The following is a 15,923-nucleotide window of genomic DNA, read 5'->3' on the forward strand; positions in this document are numbered from 1 at the left end:
GTTGTGCACAATCCAGTAATTGAGAGCGACTTTTACATCTTTGTGCAGTCGCTCTCAGCTTGAGAATACCTTGATTAAGTTGTGAATGGCAGTTTTTAACACACTTGAGGGCGAGGTAAAATATCAGAAACGCTTGTACTTCAATAAAATTAAATAGCAAACCAACATGCGTCTAATCTCTTGCCATTTTTCTTTAAATAAATCACTGAGATTGAGGTTTATTTGTTCTGTTGCCTCGTTGAGTGTTTTGTTCCATCTCTTTTTATCATTTGGAGATAAAAGGTTTTTCCAACTACTATATTTTTTATAAACAGTTCTAAATGTTCTTAATAAATTTTTAGTAGACTGGTAGTTCAGGTTTTTACAATTGAAGTTATGTGATATGTAGTTATTTAGATATAATGCCACGCGAAGTTTGTCACATAGTTTTACATCAAAACTTCTTGTTAATGAGTTTGGGTTGTCATGATAATAATAAATTCCATCACACATGCAAACATTTTTAGATTTTAGATATATAAATCTTGACACCAACTCATCTGCATAGTTAACTCTTTCACCTTTCAAGTATTTATCAACTTCATTATAAGCTGATAGATAGGTATTTTTTTTGACTAATCCATTGGCAGACCAACCCCAGCCATATATGCAATGTGAGAAAGCGTCGAGACCAGTACTGTTCAATATATAGTTTGAGGCTCTGTCTACTTTTTTAAGTTGCCTATTACCTTTTTTATCATTGTAAACTAAAGAACTTCTAAACGATATAAAGTCAACGTCATTATTAACTTTGCCTAACGCCTCAGCTAAAGCATTACTAGATAAACTATCATCTGCATCCAATCTTATCACATAATCATAACTAGCTAGTTTTAACGCATTTTTTCTAGATAAATAAATTCCGCTATTATCTTGAGAGGTCAGCTTAATAGTAAATTCGTTAGAATGATATCTAATAATATCATTTACAATATCAATGCTTTTGTCTGATGAACCATCATCAACAATAATCCATTCAAAGTTTTTATACGTTTGTTTAATTAAAGAGTTATAGCACTTTTTTATATTTATCTCTTCATTGTACATTGGGGTTATTATTGATATTGACATATCCAAATCTCATATAAAAATTTAAATTTATTTGCATTTTATGCATTTTATGCATTTTATGCATTTTATGCATTCTATGCATTCTATAAAACGTTACATATATTTCAATAGGAATATAAAGCTATAAGCTAATGATCATAAGTTGATAGCTTTAGAATTGTAACTGTTCTTCTTTTACGTATGTATCTAGACCAAAACGTATCATCATTTTCTATCATAAATAACTTTATAAATTCTCAGTGTTAAAAATAGGCAGTTAGATTACTTTGTTGGTTCTCGCTGTTCATTACTCATACTTATAAGCGGGTTGTTTGATAGCCATTGGTTATAGTAGGCGGCATTTTTTCCGTAGGAGTTATCTGCCATCACAACTTGCCTTCCTAGTAATACCGATAAAATAAGACCGTGGAGTCTATCCGTGTGTACGAGTTCATGCGCTAGAAAGTAATTTGAAGATGTAAATAGTAATGCATCCGATTGAACCTTCCACTCCTTTGCTAATTTATACTTTAGAACAGGAATTTTTTGCATTTTTTTGAAATACTTAAGTAGCATATGGTCTGGTAGGGTTAGCATGTTTACCCAATCGAACTCTTTTTTAACAAACTCTGTGCTGCTGCCACTACTTTCGATATCCTTACGCTTTAAATTAAGCACTCTTCTGACTGGAGTATCTTCGCTGACCACCTCTCTAGCATCAATAAGAGGGTGAAGACTGTGTGCCATGTCAGGCATAAAAGACACTTTATCGCTAAATGATTTGGCGATCTCATAGGATCTTTTATCTCTTACCAGCATAGTGACGTCTGAGTGGCTTCTAAAAATATCCGCTGACTTTTCTTGTGCAGCTTTTGACTTGAAGTAAATAGTTTGTGGGAGTAATACTATTTTTTTATCTGAATAACGTTTTACTATCGATTCTCTTAGCTTCTGGTGTTTCAGATATAGGTCACCAAAATTACCACCACCGTGCAGCATGATTACGTCAGCTTGTTTTAACTTACGGTGATTTATATTTTTTTGAAAAGATCGGTGTATGACGTTAATTTGATGATCATCAATAAACTGCTCTGTGCCTAAATATATTAATGTATCGCCCACATTATAATGTAGAGGGATATCGATATAGGCAACTTTTTTGCCTATGAGTAACTTTGCAATTTCAGCATGTTGTTGCTTTAGTTCGTCTAAGTTTTTTTTCCATGATTGCGCATTTGAATCAATCATATTTTACTACCTTAACTTATTAATTATGTTTGGTTTTTGCAGGCTGTCAATTAGCTTCTATCTTGCTCTATCAACCAGAGCCCAACATACTTGTTAAAATTAACCTGTGCATATGTCATTGCCACAATGAAGCCTACACTGCCATCTAAGAAGCCTCTGCGGATAAAGTAGATATGGAAAAAAGTCCACAGTCCACGTAGCAAAGCAAGTGCTAGTCCTTTTGATTTTTTACCTTTACGGGCATATTTTTGCGAGCCAAGCCATGCATATTGTGCTGCCTTATTGAGTCCATGGCCATAGTCTCTGTGAGTGTAATGAAGTAATAGCCCGCCAAGTTTTCCAGTGTCTCCTGCTGCAGGTATCACTGTCTCGTGCACCTCATCAAGGGTATAGCGTGCCCCTTCTCTCTGAAATAGGCGAAGTACGGCACGTGCGCTACGGCCGTGTTTTAGGGTGGTGCCGTATAGTGTGACCCCCCAAGGAAGGCGGAATGAGGTCTCTTTAATTTCATCCTGTGAAAGCAGTTCGATGAGCGCTAATTTCATTTTTTCATCTAATGCTTCATCGGCATCAATAGACAGTACCCAATCACAAGTAGCCTTATCTAAGGCTCGCTGTTTTTGCTTACCAAATCCTGGCCAATCTGTGATGCTAATATTACTGGTGTACTTTTGGCAGATATTGACAGTATCATCTGTTGAGCCACTGTCGAGTACGATAATCTCATCAGCTAAATCCACGACCGATTTTAAACAAGCCTCAACACGATCTGCTTCATTCTTAGTAATTAAAATAACGGATAAACTGTGCTTTTTCATAGAGGCATATAAAACTTAGTAATAGGATAAAAACTTGAAATCTCTTTATGGGTAAAGAGTTCGTATATGGAGAGCCGTTTAAGGAGCGCTATTATAATTAAAAGCTAAATAAAATATAGTTCAAATTGTGTGCAATATGCCGTTTTCGTCTTAGGTAAGTGGTTAACTGGTATTTATCAATTTCTTGCTTGTTTTAACTATGGGTTAACTTGTTTCTTTGGCGGGAGCGACGAACATGTGCTTAATTGATTTTTAAGAAGCGAAAGTCATCCAGTTTACCTAAATCAATCTAATTGGTTAGTGCTGAAAACGTTGCTTTAGTTGGCGTTTTGTTTGCTAATGAATACGGGTTGTGATGCCTGCTTACTTTGTGGTTACATAATTTTAGTCATATTTTTAATAAATAGGCTGTAACTGCTGAGGCTTTGATTGCTTCAAAGTCAGTATTGTCACCGCTATGTTATGTCTAGATTGGTTGCTTTTTCACTATCAGATACACTTGCCGATCTGATAGTCAGTTCCGCAGCTGTTAATACCCACTCAACAGCCTTGATGGCTTTGCCTCATTATCGATTAAAGTCGGTTATCTAATGCCCCCGTTATCTGGCTTAACAGCTAGCGGGGGATAGAGAACTTATGAATGCTTTATTTTGCTTACCAACTGATATTTAAGGTAGCTAAAAGGCAGTTTGAACATTCTTCTCCAACCTATAGTTTTAAATACATCAAGTTGCGAGATAGGGGCATTTTTATCACAGTACTTCTTATAGAGCAGCAACCAGTCTTGGTGGCATATCTCATTTGGGCGCTTACTTTTGGGAATAAAACGCGGTATCAGCCCTAGGCCAATTTGCTCTGGTTCTAACACCACCAAATTAGAGGCCATAAACTGCTCCCAGTAGGCTTGTAGCTCTGGTGTGTTCTGGTGGCGATGCTGAAGGTAGGGCACAGTACTATCAAGGTTTCTTAGCCAAGCATCGCAATAAATCTGTTCTGCGTGAGGCCTAGTTTTAGGGGCTCCGCGATATTGCGGGTAACCGGCTTTGCTTGGATCGAATTCTCTATCGGGAAAAAGCGGAATATCCCATATTTTGAGTAGATCTTCGGTTAAGCCAAAATGAAAGAAGTCGCTGGGAAGCATGACGACTTTTTGTCCATCGGCATAAAGGCGAAAATAACTAGTGTTAGTAACAACTCTCTCTTTAAATAAGCAGTTAGCATCACTGCGCGCTGGGTAAGCCTGTTGCGCCGCGACAAAGTCATTGCTGGTAAGAAAGTTATCAGCACGTATTTTGACTGCGTAAGGCGTATTTACTTGCTTAAGCCCTTCGGCGCTGGAAACGATTTGACGATTAAAGTTTAGTTTTCCTGGTTCGCCTTTTGCGTTATAAGAGAAAATTGTTGGCCCAGGGTCTTTATTTAGTAGTAATAGATCAGGATTTAGGTCGTGGCAGTCCTGCCCCTCCCAGGTCGATAGTATAATCGTCGCACCGGGTAGGTATGTCCTAATGCTTGCTATGCACTTATGTGTAATACCAGGCTCTTGTGAACGTCCTTGGTAGGCTTGAACTGGTCCCTGAATAACTACGCTAATATCTTTAAAATCTATACTCATATGCTTGGCTTAATGATAATGGACTAGGCGACCCAAGCCATTTAATGGCCTGAGTTTCTAAGTGGTTTAACTATGCGTTAATGAAGTCTAAGTATTCTTGAGGAACTCCGCAAAAAATCACTTCATCACGGTCAATTAGATGATAGCGAATATCTTTACCTTCATTAATTAGGTAGTTATATAGTGGAGCGATGTAAAGCTCTTGTTTTTGCCATTCAGATGCCGGTCTAGATGCTTCTAACTTAAATATTCGTTTGAAATCCCCTGCGTGGTTAAAGTGGTAGAGCCCACTACTACATAGATCTGAAATAGGGTTTTTCTCAGCCGTTTCTACAACTCGGTTGCAGCTAGTAGATTTAGGCTTAGCATATGACCAATTATTTCCTTCACCTTTAAAGACTTCAAGATAACCATCACACTCATGAATGACTTCGGGAAAAATAAAGTCAGGTCTGAATGTGTCAATGTTAAAGATAGTTATAGGCTGCTGATCTTCGCAATCTTGAATGCCAAGGTACACAGTTTCTGCTTGGCCGCGGGTTTCGGCGTCTAATGTTACGATGCGGTAGCTTTTTATCCCAAGAGCCTGGCAGCGAGACTCTACAAATTTCGGCGTGTCGTAATCACTACGCACAATGAAAAGGAAATCAGTTGTATCAAAGTATGCTTTAAAGCTCAGAACTGCATGATCAAAAAGGGGGATACCATGGGCTGGAAGCATATATTTTGGCTCTTTATAGCCCGCTTTAAAAAAGCGTGAGCTTAAACCTGCCATTGGGATCACTATCATTAGATACTTCCTGTGTTTAATTGGAGTTTGTCATATAAACGATAAGCGTTGCCGATAAAGCCAAGTTGGCGATCGGGTTTATCACTATGCAGCGGCAACATGGATATAAACAGTTGGATTTGCATGGCATAAAGCTCGTTTTCGGTGATTGCAAACTCTTCATTTATTAGTGTTATAAAGTCTGCAATGATCTGCTCTTGTTGCGGCTCACAAGCAATACTAAAGCTTAATTCTTGAGCCGCTAACTCGCTGTCAAAATAACCGGCAATAATTGAGTCATAAAGGCCAATGACAGAGTGTGCTAGTTTGGCGATGTCATATACCGTGTTGCCATAGATTTCGATATTCTCTTCTGCATCGATCCCTCTTGGATCAATAACCTTGATATTGCAGGTTCTAAAGTCATATAAAATATTGCTAAAGCAAAAGTCGCCATGTAATACGTTCATTTTTCCTGTATCAGTTGGCAAGAAGTTAAGGCTTAACTCGGCTAACTGATTCAGGCTAGGTTGTAATTTACCATTAACGGTTAGCGGACGATCGATATCTAGTTGGGCATTGGCAGCATAGGCTAACAGGCGCTGCTTAGTTTTGTCAGCAAAGAGTGAATCTAGAGTTGGCTTGTCTTGAACGCAATACTCGCTTGCGTGTTGTAGAAATTGGCAACAGCTTTTTAAAATTTTACGCCAGGAAAAAGCTGGTAATTGGCTGAAAACGTATAGCTCATTTAGCGCAGTTAGATGTAAATATTCAATGCTGTAACTAAAACTATCTGCAGTCTCTTTAGTGGATAACAGTTGAGGTGTATAACAGCGCAGCAGACCTGGAATTGATTGATACCAATTTGCCTCTGCTGAGAGTTTATTTTTTTTGTAACTGGTCTTGGTGACGACCTGCCCAGCAATGTGCATCTCATTAAATACCCGCTGGGTCGTCATGCGAGATTTTGATTGGTAGTAAGTGTGACTATGTCCGAAATCATACCAATTTTGATAGATATTTGGCGACATCCCTTTGTCTTGAATGTAGCCATTAATCCCTTCAATAAAGTCCCAGTTTTGCTTAACGATATGGCGAATAAGAGCTTTGGGGGCTGAGAAGCTAAAGAAGCCATTTGAGACTAGCTCACCACTCGGTGATTGTTCTGCTGAAAATGAATTCAACTTGGCTGTGTAGGGATTATATTCAGCCCAATCATAATTATCTTCAACCTGACTTAGGCCTAATTGATCCATTTCAGGCGATAGCCGATCAAAAAGCGTGTCACCGTGGAGGATAAACAGCGGCTCATTATGCGAGAATTCAAGTAAATTTAAGCTGTAGACGATCGACTCTCCAAGGCTAAGATGAGTCGGTAAATATAACAGCTCAACGCCCCGATTAGTTAAAGTATTGAGGTCGTATTGGCTCGGTTCAAACCCTTCGGGTAAGGTCAGTACGACCTTTTCATTGCTAGGAATAAGAGCGAGTTGATGCTGGAACAAGCGTTTATTCCCCACAGGCAAAAAACTGGGAGGGAGTGAGCCAAACTCAGATTGTAATTCAGTAGTGATAAAAGCCGCAGAAGTAATTAAATACATGCTTTGTCTTCAGTTATGAGTTGTTCAATTTCTTCTTGGCTAAGTCTTGCAAACTCTGACGGTCTTATTGCTCTATCATCGATATAAAACCCTTCATGGCCACACCAAGGTTTACCCACTAAAATCTCATCGTAGGGAACATGGTGTTTATCTAACCATGCGGTAATAATAGGCAAGGTGTGGATATTTATTTTGCCAACATTCCCCTCAAAGGTACGCATATTACGTGCCGTTGATATTACGATTTCAAAGCCTTTAGCTTGGTACTCTTTGAGCCTAGCTATCACTTCTTGACGAGGAGATACCTCCTCATAATTACTGGTATCGGCTTGAGTCAGTGTGCCGTCAAGGTCTACGATGAGTCTTTTCATAAAAGTGAATGGCTGATATGTTTTTGATTAGATTACCTTACACTTTTTCCTGGATGAAGTCATATCGATTAGCCTGTGGTGCATTAGCATGTTGGAATCTTGAAACTCTATTTTATGTGCTCAATATTGGTCAAACTGAGTTATAATTTTAAAAATATTGTTTGGCTTAAATAGACGATTATGAATCGCACTAAAAAAATCACCTTAAAACACATGAGCAAGCTTAAAAAAGCCAATGCTAAACTGCAAAATAGCAACAAGCCGAAGTACGTTTCTAAGGCCGAAAGAGCGAGGCTAGAGGCTTTAGATGCTGAGAACTCTGAGCAAATAGACAGCGAGTAGGTTGTTTATTGCGCAAAAAGCCACATTTCATGATCCAGATGCCATAATTCCGACACGGCTAATATTATTTACCCTAATGAATATGACAGAATAGCCGGCTAATTTTGGTTTTGTAGGTTTTTCACTACAAAACCTAACGGATAGGAGTTTCATGAATACTGTTTATTCAATCGGAGAACTAGAATCATTTTTGGTCGCCATCTTGGTACTGTTTATCGGCCACTCAGTTAATCGTCACGTTCCTTTTTTCAAAAAGTATAATATCCCAGAGCCCATTATCGGCGGCCTGGTTGTCGCAGCAGTCATTACTGTTCTTCATTTTCAAAACATTACGCTAGCCTTTTCTTTGCCAATGCAAAATACGCTAATGCTGATGTTTTTCAGCACTGTGGGTCTTGCTGCCAGTTATAAACTGCTCGCCCGGGGTGGAAAAAAAGTCTTTATTTTTCTTGGTATCGCCTCGATTTACATCATTTTGCAAAATGCTGTCGGCGTGAGCTTAGCATCGGCTCTAGGCTTAGAACCATTGATGGGCTTAGTCGCTGGTTCTATCACGCTATCTGGTGGACACGGTACTGGTGCGGCATGGTCGCAGACGTTTGCCGAGCAGTACAATATGAACACCCTTGAATTCGCCATGGCTGCAGCAACATTCGGCCTAGTTATGGGCGGTATCATTGGTGGGCCTGTGGCACAAAGGCTGATTGATAAACACAAGCTTGAATCTTCTTACGGTATCGGTGGTAACCATCATAAGGACCACCCAGATCTAGTTACCTATGATCAGCTAGAAGAGGATAATGTCACTGCTAAGAGCGTATTAGAAACCTTGTTTGTGATTATGCTATGTGTCGCTGGAGCCAAGTGGTTAGGGCATTTAGTCGCAAGTTTTGACATCAGTTGGTTGAAGATGCCGGACTTTGTCTATGCATTATTTCTAGGGGTGGTGATCACTAACTTCACCGAGATGACCCGCGGCTTTAAGATGAATAATGAGTGCGTCGACATCTTAGGAACAGTCGCCTTATCCCTGTTTCTTGCCATGGCGTTAATGAGCCTGAAGCTGTGGGAGATCTTTGACTTAGCGATTCCATTATTGATTATCTTGATGGTACAAACCGTCGTTTTAGCCTGCTTTGCATACTTTGTTACTTTTAAAGTGATGGGTTCTAATTATGATGCGGCAGTGATGGCGGGCGGACACTGTGGGTTTGGTATGGGAGCGACTCCTACAGCAGTGATGAATATGGGAGCTCTGGTTTCACGTAATGGCCCATCACCACAAGCTTTTATGGTGGTACCTATTGTTGGAGCTTTCTTTATCGATATCGTTAACTTAGTTGTACTACAAGGCTATATCAGTTTTATCTTGTAGAGCTCAGACTATCTAGCCCTAAAACTGGTTAACTCATAAGGCACGCACTAGCGTGCCTTTTTTGTCGGGGATTAAACGAGGTGGCGTCCACCATCAACTTTTATAACTTGGCCTGTGACATAATGGCTTTCGAATAAATATTTCACTGCCCTTAGCACTTCTACTTCGCCGCCTTCTTGTTTGATTAATGCTTTTTTTAAAGCCTTCAACTTATAACTCTCATCGTCATCCGAGTTAAACATTAGCATAGCTGGCGCAATACTATTGACCTTGATCTTGGGAGCGAATTTGGCCGCAAAAGAAAGGGTTAAATTGTGTAGTGCAGCTTTACTTGCAGCATATGCAGCATGTTTTTTACTACCTTTATCAACGACATAATCTGTTATGTGAATAATGTCGCTGTGGAGCGCGGCATTATTTTGTAATAACGGCGCTAACGCTAAGTTGATCGCATAAGGCGCAGTGGCATGGATCCGCATCATTTTTTCAATTGTGCTAATGGCATTGCTGTCATCATCAGGCAGCCAGTCTGATGCATTATGAATAATGGCATTAAGACTGGAGTAGGACGTTTTTATATTTGCGACTAGTGCATCGATTTGGTCATTGTCATAGAAATCACAGGGATACAAAACCACACCTTGGGCTTCAAGTTTCTGCAACTCAGGCCTCTGTGTGCGGTAAGTTCCTATCACTTGGTAACCCATTTGTGTGAGGTGATTGGCGAGATATAAGCCTACCCGCTTTCCCACACCTGTTATTAACACTATTGCGGTCATTTAACTCCCGTTTATTACCTCAGAAACTCAATGCGTGTGGCTGGATTTGATTTAAAGCAACCACCAAGAGCTGTTGTTTGTGTTTGTGATTGCGTATCCATAACGCCGCGAGATTTAACACAGTAATGGGTCGCTTCAATGCTTACTGCGACATCTTCAGTTGCCAGTAGTGTCTGTAGCGCCACAAGTACCTGTTTGGTTAGGCGTTCCTGTACTTGGGGCCGTTGGGCAAAAAAGCGAACAAGTCGATTAATCTTAGATAAACCTATGATGGTGTACTTGGGTATGTAGGCGACTTTTGCTAAGCCATCAATAGTGACGAAGTGATGTTCGCATGTACTGACAACACTAATATCACGGACCCTAATCATTTCCTCGGCCCCCATCTTATTCTCTATTTGGATGATTTTAGGAAAGTTACTGTAGTCTAGACCGGAAAAAACTTCATTTACATACATTTTGGCGATGCGGTGTGGTGTTTCACAAAGGCTGTCGTCGCTTAAGTCTAAACCTAAGGCTGAGACTACCTCAGTCATTAAACCCTTAATACGCTCATATTTTTGTTGGTTATTCATATCGGTGGGGATCAGTGGTGTTTCTAGTCCTTGAGCAATTAGGGCTTGTTTTACTTGTTCTGCTTGGGGTTGCTCCATCATTGGTTCCTCCATGGCGCCTATACCTAAATATTATTCGCGGTGATATTCGAGTGTGAGAGATACTGAGTCGGCAAATCGAAGTGCGTGGGGTTTGTCGACACTGACACGGGCAAATTGTACCCATGAGTGCTGACAACTTATTTCAAGTACGTCAGAAACTAGCTTTTCGAGCAATAAGAAGCGGCCCTGTTCGACATGGAGAATGACCGCTTTGGTTATTTTTTTGTAATTAAGGGCTGCCTCAACATCGTCTTCTAAAATGGCATTTTGAGCGGGATATCGGATCTCGATGTTGATAACTACATCCTGCATTTTCTCTCGTTCTTCTAAATTAAAGCCAATAAAGGTCCGTAAGCGTAAATTTGTAATTTTGATGGTGGCCAAACTCTTCGTCATTCCTCGTCCCCTTCCTTCAAATTCTAGAGTTAAATACGCAATATTCGCTTCTATAGATCATTTGCTTGAGCGGGTGTTTTTGAGGAGATCTAAACTCGCTGTTACTGCGTATTGGGCAGTGAGGATTGATTGAACAATTAAGGGAGAGTTGTAATGATAATTAACCAACAAGTTTGGCGCTCACTTGGCTACGCGGGGCTCTTGCCTTTCATTATTGCAGCCATTATGAGCTTGGCTGGTTGGAGTTTGCCTTGGTTCAATCCAGAATTCGCTTTTGTAAGTTATAGCGCCATCATTCTTAGCTTTCTTGCTGGGACTTTGTGGGGGCGAGCGTTATTTTTATACGCAGCCAATCTAGCTAACTTACTTATTTTAAGTAACTTATATGCGCTTTTGGCTTGGTTGGCATTGATGTTACAACAAACTATGGTTGCACTGGTCATTCTCGCTTTTGGGTATTTTAGCTTGCTAGGTGTTGAAAAAAACTTCCAAAACTTGCCTGTGAATGATGAATATCAACAGATGCGTACCGTACTCACTTCAATAGCGTTGTTGACACACTTCTTGATGTTTATAGCGTTAGTGATAGGAGGTTAGCGATGAAATTAAGAATATTTTACGATTCATATTGTCCTTTGTGTGATGCTGAAATGCAGCAAATAAAGCAGCTTGATACTGATAATAATATTGAATTACAAGATTTGAATCAGGTCAATTTTGCAAGTCTATTTCCTCATATTGATGCTGAGTTAGCTAATCGGATTTTACATGCAGAATTGGCAGATGGCACGATAATCAAAGGGTTGGATGTGACTTATCGAGCATGGGAAGCGGTTGGTAAAGGGCGTTGGTTGGCTTTTTTGAGAGCGCCACTTATCAAACCCGTAGCCGACTTAGGTTATCTCTTCTTTGCAAAGCATAGATATCGAATTTCATATTTATTAACGGGTAAGCAGCGCTGTGATAGTAGGACTTGCTCCCGATAGCTCTCTGAGCGACTAGAATTAATTTTGACCTTGATGCAATCAATAACGATTGAGATTCGTTATAGCTATTGAACATCTTATCAATCAAAAGGACATTCAGATATGAAATCGACTAAAACAGCCGTAGGTGCAACCGTCGCGGGTATTCTTGCTGCTAGCCTTTCATTAGGGGCGCAAGCGGTGCCCGATCAACCCAAAGAGTGGGAGAAATGTGCTGGCGTAGCAAAAGCTGGAGCAAATGATTGCGGCGCCTTAGATGGCAGTCATGGCTGTGCAGGCCAAGCTAAAGAAGACAACATGGCTACCGAATGGATTTATGTGCCAGCAGGAACTTGCGACAAGATTGCTGGTGGTGAAGTTAAAGCGGTTAAACCAGCTAAAAGCTAGTGGCTTCATCAGCTATTAGGGGCGCAGGCATAGGTCTGCGTATCCCCCATGTTCAGCAACTACTGGCGGATGATTCCTTCGAACTCCCTTGGCTCGAAGTGCTAGTCGATAATTGGCTGGTTGATGGTGGTTTAAATCAGCATCTGCTCAAGGCTGTCAGTGAGCGCTTTGCATTAGTTTTCCATAGTGTGGGGTTATCACTTGGTGGCCCTAATCCTCTTGATTTGGAATACCTTCGAAGAATAAAAGCGTTAAAAAAGCAATGTGGCGCGCATTGGTATTCTGAGCATGCCAGTTTTTCAGGTAATGACGACTTTAAAGTCGCCGACCTATTGCCGTTGCCGTACACCCAAGAGGCGGTGATGCATATTAGCCAGCGCATTAAGCAGACACAGGACTTTTTGGGTGAAAGGATTTTGCTAGAAAACGTGTCTACCTATATGAGCTGTCGGCATAACGAATTGAGCGAGGGGGAGTTTATTGCAGCCATAGCCAAAGAAGCTGATTGTTACCTGTTACTCGATATCAATAATGCGTTCGTCACTAGCGTTAACCTCAATCAATCTATGCAGTCATTTATGGATTCTATTCCGGTTGAACGAGTTAAGCAGATCCATCTTGCGGGTTTTCACGATAAGGGCGATTACTTGCTTGATGCCCACAATCATCCTGTTGCACCTAGCGTGTGGGAGGCATTTAGAACATACACCCAACAGCATGGTGCGATCCCTAGCATGATTGAATGGGATAGCGAGATACCGACGTTGGAGCGCTTACTACAAGAGCGACAAATAGCAGCCGATATATTAGATGCGGCGCCGACTATAACTGCTCACGATGTTGAATCGAGCAATACGACAATTACTGATGAGCACGCTAATGGAAAGGAAAATGAACGATGCGCTTAGCAGATTGGCAATCGGCCTTTATCTATGCGCTTAAGCCGCAAGGTTGTGCAGATAGTCTTATCCAGCTAGTCAATGAGCGTGAGCAGGATAGGTTAGAGGTGTACCGTAATAATGCTTTTCAAGCGATATTGAGTGCACTGCAATTAGTGTTTCCAGTCTGCCAAACGGTAGTGGGCGAAACCTGTTTTACACAATTGGTAAAAGGCTATGCTCGGCAATGCCCATTAAATGACAGTAACTTGAATCGATATGGACAGAACTTTGCTCACTGGCTAGCGGTAGAGGTTCGTCAGCATCAAGGCTTTAAAGAGCTGCAGTACTTACCTGAACTTGCTCAATTGGAATGGCTATTAAACCAGAGCTATTACGCGATGGATGTAGAAGCGATGATGCAGCCACCCAATAGCAGACTAGAGCAATTAGCCGAGCTAAACGAGGAGGAGCAACAACAGGCGATGTTATTGCTACGACCGGATCTCGCTCTGCTTATCTGTCATTATCCGGTGCAGGAAATTTGGCATCGACATAATCCGAGTTCGCAAAGCAATATTAGTGAGCATATTGATAGTGCAGCCTACTACCTAGTTACCCATAGAATCGGTTTTAAGGCGCAGTGTAGTCTAGTTAAGCAGCCTATGATGCAGTTGCTGCAAGCATTAACGACTGGGCAAACACTTGCGCAAATAACCGGCTCGGCTCTAGATCTTAGTCTATTGACGGAACTAATTGAGCGACAGTGGATCTGTGGCTTTAGGTTCGTTGCCGAAGCTGGCTAGATCTTATGGGTTGGGACTGATGAGTAGGAAGCTGATGGATAGAGAGCTGTTACAGAGTTTGTATAGATACTGTATTTGTCTTACTGGCAATAGCGCTCTAGCCGAGGATTTATTGCAAACGGCCGTAGAAAGTTGGTTAAAGAGCAGTAGTCGACCCGTTCAGTTAAAAGCTTACCTTAGAAAAGTGATCCGTAATCAGTTTATCGATGATTGCCGCAGGCTCAAGCTGGTGGACTTTGAGCCGCTCGATGACAATGCGCCGGTGTTACTCGACGAAACATGTCTAGAAGAGATTGAAATTCAACATAACCTTATTGAGTATCTATTTGAGCAGCTTAATCCTGCTGAAAGAGAGGTGCTATACCTGTGGGCTATTGAAGGTTATAGCGCAGCTGAAATAGCAGCAGATCTGCATCAACCCCGCGGCACTATTTTGTCACGTTTACACCGTATTAAACTGAAAACAGCGGATCTCGCACTCGATGATTCTGCACAAACTATCGGAGGGCAATAAAAATGACTAAGAAAACAGATGCCGCCGATCTGAGCTTTAAAGCCCTGGTTAAACAGCATATTGAATCGCAGACAATGAGCGACGAAGGGCTAGCGAGAATAGAGAGCTTATTGGTTGGGGTTGAGCAGACTGAAGATAAGTCTCTTAAAAAGGCGGAGCAAGATGAGGCTCATCAAGTTAAAGCTGCTCAAGCTAAAAATGCTGGGGCTGAGTCATCAGCTGCGCAGCTGAGTAGTAATGATTTCGCGGCTGGAGAGGAGCGGAACCATAATCGCCCAACGCGATTTAAGAGCATGTTGGCGTTGGTTGCTAGTGTTTTGCTGCTAGTGTTTAGTTTGCATTGGTCGCCAGAGCTCTCTTGGCAAGGAGGAGTGAGTATTAATCAGCAGTCAGGCGTGAGTGATATGAGCATCAAGATTGCTGCGGAAGTGGCTAAAAACCATATAAAGATGAAACCACTCGAAGTGCAAACTGCTGAGCTTTCAACACTAAGGGATTACTTCACCGCGCTTGATTTTACACCGGCGAGCTCTAGTCGTATTGGTGGGGGGAAGCAGATGATAGGCGGCCGATATTGCTCTATTCAAGGGCTGACGGCTGCGCAGATAAGGTTTGCTGATAAGCAGCCTCTGACCTTATACCAAGTTCAATACGATAAGGCATTATATGGTGAGCTTCCCAGTGTAGATTTAGGTCAACAGCCTATAGAGCTGGTGGACAGAGGCGTAGCGGTATCTATATGGGTGGAAAAAGGGTTATTAATGGCGACGGCTCGCTCAATTGAATAACCCAAAATATGATTGGAACAATGGTGGCTGGCTACTCAGTGGCCTTATTATCACGACGATACAATTGCCATTGCTCTATTTGCTCACCACTAGCTAAGGTGCAGATACTAGTGGATAGATCGACACTTCCCCCTTGGGCTATACAATTTTGTGTTGCTGGGTTGGGTTTACCTACCTGAGGTTTAATTAACTCAGATTTTGTATTTGAGTCTGTGTCAGTGCTTGTGTCAGTCGATGGGTGATCGCGACGATATAAGCTCCACTCCTCAATACGTTCTCCGCCGGGTAAAGAGCAATAACCCACTTCTCCGTCGGCTTGCTTTTCAATATCCACGGTACCGCCTAGCGATACGCAATAGGTCGAAGCTGGGTTGGCTAATTGAGTGGCTGGTGGGGTTTTATCTGCAGCTGGGTTACAGGCTGACATTAATAGTACGCTTGTGCAGATTGCGATGAGCTTAAGAGAGGTGATTGGCTTTTTGCGGTTATTCATTAGCGACTCCAT

At 41.4% G+C, this 15,923-nt stretch carries 20 protein-coding genes; 9 read left to right on the top strand and 11 right to left on the bottom strand.

All coding sequences use genetic code 11. The features are described 5' to 3' along the window. Window positions 1-123: 123 nt before the first annotated feature. The 7 genes from K5Q73_RS17525 to K5Q73_RS17555 all read right to left on the bottom strand — a co-directional run bounded on the left by K5Q73_RS17525 (window position 124) and on the right by K5Q73_RS17555 (window position 7,511). Complete coding sequence (locus K5Q73_RS17525) at window positions 124-1,110, bottom strand: glycosyltransferase family A protein (protein ID WP_220762628.1); 987 nt, start codon at window positions 1,108-1,110, stop codon at window positions 124-126. 261 nt (window positions 1,111-1,371) lie between these two features. Continuing rightward, the gene (locus K5Q73_RS17530) at window positions 1,372-2,337 is read right to left on the bottom strand and encodes a polysaccharide pyruvyl transferase family protein (protein ID WP_220762636.1); all 966 of its coding nucleotides are present in this window, start codon (window positions 2,335-2,337) and stop codon (window positions 1,372-1,374) included. Window positions 2,338-2,387: 50 nt separating this feature from the next. Continuing rightward, on the bottom strand, window positions 2,388-3,155 hold the full coding sequence (locus tag K5Q73_RS17535; RefSeq protein ID WP_220762638.1) for a glycosyltransferase family 2 protein: 768 nt from the start codon (window positions 3,153-3,155) through the stop codon (window positions 2,388-2,390). Between the two features lie 634 nt (window positions 3,156-3,789). Further along, a complete protein-coding gene (locus K5Q73_RS17540; protein ID WP_220762640.1) occupies window positions 3,790-4,770 on the bottom strand; it encodes a WavE lipopolysaccharide synthesis family protein in 981 nt (326 codons plus the stop codon). Window positions 4,771-4,840: 70 nt separating this feature from the next. Then, window positions 4,841-5,560 (bottom strand): glycosyltransferase family 2 protein, encoded by a 720-nt coding sequence (locus tag K5Q73_RS17545; RefSeq protein WP_220762642.1) that lies wholly within the window; start codon window positions 5,558-5,560, stop codon window positions 4,841-4,843. After that, complete coding sequence (locus K5Q73_RS17550; RefSeq protein WP_220762644.1) at window positions 5,560-7,140, bottom strand: capsular biosynthesis protein; 1,581 nt, start codon at window positions 7,138-7,140, stop codon at window positions 5,560-5,562. Before K5Q73_RS17550 ends, K5Q73_RS17545 begins: the two co-directional genes overlap by 1 nt. Beyond that, window positions 7,131-7,511 carry an HAD-IIIC family phosphatase gene (locus K5Q73_RS17555; protein ID WP_220762646.1) on the bottom strand — a complete coding sequence of 127 codons (381 nt, stop codon included), beginning with the start codon at window positions 7,509-7,511 and terminating at the stop codon, window positions 7,131-7,133. Before K5Q73_RS17555 ends, K5Q73_RS17550 begins: the two co-directional genes overlap by 10 nt. A gap of 180 nt (window positions 7,512-7,691) precedes the next feature. On the opposite strand from K5Q73_RS17555, the gene K5Q73_RS17560 reads away from it, so the two are divergent. Together K5Q73_RS17560 and gltS are read left to right on the top strand one after the other, a co-directional pair. Beyond that, window positions 7,692-7,853 carry a DUF2986 domain-containing protein gene (locus K5Q73_RS17560; RefSeq protein WP_220762648.1) on the top strand — a complete coding sequence of 54 codons (162 nt, stop codon included), beginning with the start codon at window positions 7,692-7,694 and terminating at the stop codon, window positions 7,851-7,853. Window positions 7,854-8,004: 151 nt separating this feature from the next. After that, on the top strand, window positions 8,005-9,228 hold the full coding sequence (gene gltS / locus K5Q73_RS17565) for a sodium/glutamate symporter (protein ID WP_220762663.1): 1,224 nt from the start codon (window positions 8,005-8,007) through the stop codon (window positions 9,226-9,228). A 71-nt stretch (window positions 9,229-9,299) separates the two neighbouring features. Here gltS and folM read toward each other — a convergent pair whose 3' ends face one another. The 3 genes from folM to folX are packed head-to-tail and all read right to left on the bottom strand — an operon-like array spanning window position 9,300 to window position 11,059. Beyond that, on the bottom strand, window positions 9,300-10,007 hold the full coding sequence (gene folM / locus K5Q73_RS17570; RefSeq protein ID WP_220762665.1) for a dihydromonapterin reductase: 708 nt from the start codon (window positions 10,005-10,007) through the stop codon (window positions 9,300-9,302). 14 nt (window positions 10,008-10,021) lie between these two features. Further along, window positions 10,022-10,660 carry a GTP cyclohydrolase I FolE gene (gene folE, locus K5Q73_RS17575; protein WP_220762774.1) on the bottom strand — a complete coding sequence of 213 codons (639 nt, stop codon included), beginning with the start codon at window positions 10,658-10,660 and terminating at the stop codon, window positions 10,022-10,024. Between the two features lie 33 nt (window positions 10,661-10,693). After that, entirely contained in the window at window positions 10,694-11,059 is a 366-nt protein-coding gene (folX, locus tag K5Q73_RS17580) for a dihydroneopterin triphosphate 2'-epimerase (protein ID WP_220762667.1), read from the bottom strand. A 153-nt stretch (window positions 11,060-11,212) separates the two neighbouring features. Between folX and K5Q73_RS17585 the strand changes: the two genes are divergently transcribed. The 7 genes from K5Q73_RS17585 (at window position 11,213) to K5Q73_RS17615 (ending at window position 15,418) form a co-directional block, all read left to right on the top strand. Beyond that, entirely contained in the window at window positions 11,213-11,656 is a 444-nt protein-coding gene (locus tag K5Q73_RS17585) for a DUF3429 domain-containing protein (RefSeq protein WP_220762669.1), read from the top strand. A 2-nt stretch (window positions 11,657-11,658) separates the two neighbouring features. Further along, entirely contained in the window at window positions 11,659-12,045 is a 387-nt protein-coding gene (locus tag K5Q73_RS17590; protein ID WP_220762671.1) for a thiol-disulfide oxidoreductase DCC family protein, read from the top strand. Between the two features lie 102 nt (window positions 12,046-12,147). Continuing rightward, window positions 12,148-12,432, top strand: a complete 285-nt coding sequence (locus K5Q73_RS17595; RefSeq protein ID WP_220762673.1) for a DUF2282 domain-containing protein — start codon at window positions 12,148-12,150, stop codon at window positions 12,430-12,432. Continuing rightward, complete coding sequence (locus K5Q73_RS17600) at window positions 12,432-13,340, top strand: DUF692 domain-containing protein (RefSeq protein WP_220762675.1); 909 nt, start codon at window positions 12,432-12,434, stop codon at window positions 13,338-13,340. The genes K5Q73_RS17595 and K5Q73_RS17600 overlap by 1 nt, the downstream gene beginning before the upstream one ends. After that, a complete protein-coding gene (locus K5Q73_RS17605; protein WP_220762677.1) occupies window positions 13,331-14,116 on the top strand; it encodes a DNA-binding domain-containing protein in 786 nt (261 codons plus the stop codon). Before K5Q73_RS17600 ends, K5Q73_RS17605 begins: the two co-directional genes overlap by 10 nt. Before the next feature lie 19 nt (window positions 14,117-14,135). Further along, entirely contained in the window at window positions 14,136-14,630 is a 495-nt protein-coding gene (locus K5Q73_RS17610; RefSeq protein WP_259650779.1) for an RNA polymerase sigma factor, read from the top strand. A 2-nt stretch (window positions 14,631-14,632) separates the two neighbouring features. Next, the gene (locus K5Q73_RS17615; RefSeq protein WP_220762679.1) at window positions 14,633-15,418 is read left to right on the top strand and encodes a hypothetical protein; all 786 of its coding nucleotides are present in this window, start codon (window positions 14,633-14,635) and stop codon (window positions 15,416-15,418) included. A 31-nt stretch (window positions 15,419-15,449) separates the two neighbouring features. Here K5Q73_RS17615 and K5Q73_RS21880 read toward each other — a convergent pair whose 3' ends face one another. Then, entirely contained in the window at window positions 15,450-15,911 is a 462-nt protein-coding gene (locus K5Q73_RS21880; protein ID WP_220762681.1) for a DUF333 domain-containing protein, read from the bottom strand. Between the last annotated feature and the right edge of the window lie 12 nt (window positions 15,912-15,923).

This window comes from Shewanella sp. MBTL60-112-B2 (genome assembly GCF_019655055.1).
Lineage (GTDB): Bacteria > Pseudomonadota > Gammaproteobacteria > Enterobacterales > Shewanellaceae > Shewanella.